The sequence below is a fragment of the Streptomyces roseus genome (genome assembly GCF_001044425.1).
Classification (GTDB): Bacteria; Actinomycetota; Actinomycetes; order Streptomycetales; family Streptomycetaceae; genus Streptomyces; species Streptomyces roseus.
In genome coordinates this window covers 1-2,527 of the sequence record NZ_LFML01000155.1, presented here as the reverse complement: position 1 = coordinate 2,527, position 2,527 = coordinate 1, and the positions used below count along the sequence as shown (strand labels likewise).

2 protein-coding genes are annotated in these 2,527 nt (G+C 72.7%); both read right to left on the bottom strand.

The genetic code is table 11. From position 1 onward, the window contains the following. Positions 1–1,037: 1,037 nt before the first annotated feature. Positions 1,038–1,748: an HAD-IA family hydrolase gene (locus ACS04_RS31650; protein WP_048480294.1), complete on the bottom strand. Its 711-nt coding sequence runs from the start codon at positions 1,746–1,748 to the stop codon at positions 1,038–1,040. 143 nt (positions 1,749–1,891) lie between these two features. Then, positions 1,892–2,527, bottom strand: a 636-nt coding sequence (locus ACS04_RS38470) for a peptidoglycan-binding domain-containing protein (protein WP_209441822.1), incomplete at its 5' end; no start/stop codon positions are given.

Genomic DNA, 2,527 nt, shown 5'->3' with positions numbered 1-2,527 from the left:
CCCTTGACTGCCCGGCCCGCCCCGGAAAGACAACAGACTGCCGGGAAGCCCCCGAAGGAATGGCCGGGGGTTTGATGACCAGAAACGGCCACGTCAGGGATGCCCGCCCATCGCTCCGGGCGGCCGCCACTCCTTGGCAGGACCATCGAGCACGGTCGGGGACGGGCGCGCGGCGAGCCCAGGCCCACGTACGGGCTCCCGCGACCGGTATTTCCGGACCACGGCAGGCCAACCCGAGCCGGAGGGTGACGGATTGCCCATCCCCCACCCCTTCGCAACGGATCGCTACACACTTCTCTCGGCTTAGCGTCCGGCGACCGTCTGTGGCCGGACATAAGCCGCCCAGACGCAGTCCTTGGGCCGCTTTTCCGGCGTCTGCGGCCCGTTTGGGGCGCAGGAAGAGGCCCGTGGGGGTGAACAGAGGGCGAAAGGGCGCCAGTCGGAGTCTGATGCCGGATGTCTCAACCTCTCAGTCCGTTAGTGGCTGTGGGGAGCCTCGATCGCTGGACGAAAGGGACAAACAGCCCGCTGTCGCGGGCCGGGAGGGCTCAGGGCCGGTGGTGGGCGGCTTATGTCCGGCCACAGACGGTCGCCGGAGGCTGAGCCGAGAGGAATGTGTGGCGGTCTGCTGCGCCCCCGGCACGGCCGGGGCCGGTGGGACTCCTGAACTGGGGGTGGCTGGACCGGGTGGGGAGGTCGGCTTCGCTGACGCACCCGTGTGGATGACTGTCCTCCTGACCGTTTCTTCGGGGGCTTCCCGGCAGTCTTGTGGCATTCCGGGGCGGGCCGGGCGGTCAAGGGTGGAGCGCAGCGACATCGCGGAGCGACGCGACCGCAGGGAGCGCCCTTGACGGCCCGGACCGACACGGAAGGACAGTGGACTGCCGGGAAACCCCCGGACTCCCTTTGATGCCGGCCGGCCGCAGCTCAGGCTCCGGTACCCCGGCCGGCCCTCCGACTCCGGCCAACCGTGACCCCGCCCCCGAAGCCCCCGCCCCGCCCCGCCCCGCCCCCCACCCCGGCCCCGCGTCGCGGGGTCAGCCGTGCCCGGGCCGGTTCGCTTGGGCGGGCTGCTTCAGGGTGAGTTCGATCGAGCCCGTCTCCGTCGTGGTGACCCGGATCGACGTCAGGTCCTGGACGTGGGCCGTCGGGGCGTGGGCCGCGGCTCGGGGGCCTATGCCGATCACGCGCATGCCCGCCGCCAGGCCGGCGGCGATACCCGCCGCCGAGTCCTCGAAGACGATGCAGTCGGCGGGGTCGACGCCCAGCTCGGCGGCGCCCATCAGGAAGCCCTCGGGGTCGGGCTTGCTGGCCTTGACGCACTCGGCCGTGACCCGTACGTCGGGCATGCGCAGAGCGGCCGCGGTCATCCGGGCCGTGGCCAGGGCCGCGTCGGCCGAGGTGACCAGGGCGTGCGGCAGGCCGTCGATCGCCGCCATGAACTGCGCCGCTCCGCCCACCGGGACCACGCCGTCGGTGTCGGCGGTCTCACGGGCGAGCATCACGCTGTTCTCGGCGTGATTCAGCTCCATCGGGCGCTCCGGCAGGAGGATGGCCATCGTGGCGTAGCCCTGTCGGCCGTGGACGACCTTCAGGGCCTCCTCCGGGTCCAGCCCGTGGGAGACGGCCCACTCCCGCCAGCAGCGTTCGACCACCGCGTCCGAGTTGACGAGGGTGCCGTCCATGTCCAGGAGCAGGGCCTCGGCGGTGAGGACGACGGGTGCGGTGGTCGTGGTGCTGGCCGGCATCGGGGGTGCTCCAGACGGGGCGGGAAAGAGAACAAGCGGTTCCGCCCACCGGTCAGGGGTTGCGGGCGGAACCACTTTGTTCCTACACGATACAAAACCGAGGGCAGTCCGCGCCACTCGGCGTCACCGGACCCTCCGCGGTGTCAGCCCTCCAGGGCCGTCCGGGTCGGCGGGCCGTAGACGCCCCAGTCGTCGTCGATGCCGTTCTGCCACTGGAAATCCGATACGGCGTTCTCCGTGCGGCTGTCGAACCTGCCGTTGATCCTGCCCCGGTAGTACCCGCGCCTTGCCAGCAGCCGCTGCATCTTCTCCACCTCCGGGCCCGAGTCCCCGTACCGCAGCGTCGGGCCCTTCGGGGCCGGCGGCGGGCTCTGTGGGCGGCTCGTGCTCGTCGACGGCGTCGGGGACGGAGGTGCCGAGCTGCGGGAGGCCGAGGGCGAGGCGGAAGGAGAGGCCGACTTCGACGCGCTCGGGGACGGGGAGGCCGAGGCCGACGGGGAGGCGGAGCGGGACGGGGCGCGCGTGGTCGCCGACTGCGTCGGGCCGGCCGGAGCCACGCTCACGGCAGGTGCCGACGGCTTGGCATCCAGCAGGACCGTTTCGCTCTCGCCGGAGTGCGGGAGCATTCCCAGCGCCAGGGCCACGCTGCCCACGGCGACCAGGGTGCCCGCGCCGGCCAGGACCGTCGGGAGCCGCCGCTTGCGCGAAGGGCGGGGCCTGCTCGCAGCCGCGCTGGCCGCACCGCTCACGCCCCCCGCCGGTTCGACCGGCCGCAGCCG

What these genes read in the sequence shown, in the direction of transcription:
- ACS04_RS31650 (WP_048480294.1), bottom strand. Translation starts at nt 1,748, where the DNA reads ATGCCGGCCAGCACCACGACCACCGCACCCGTCGTCCTCACCGCCGAG.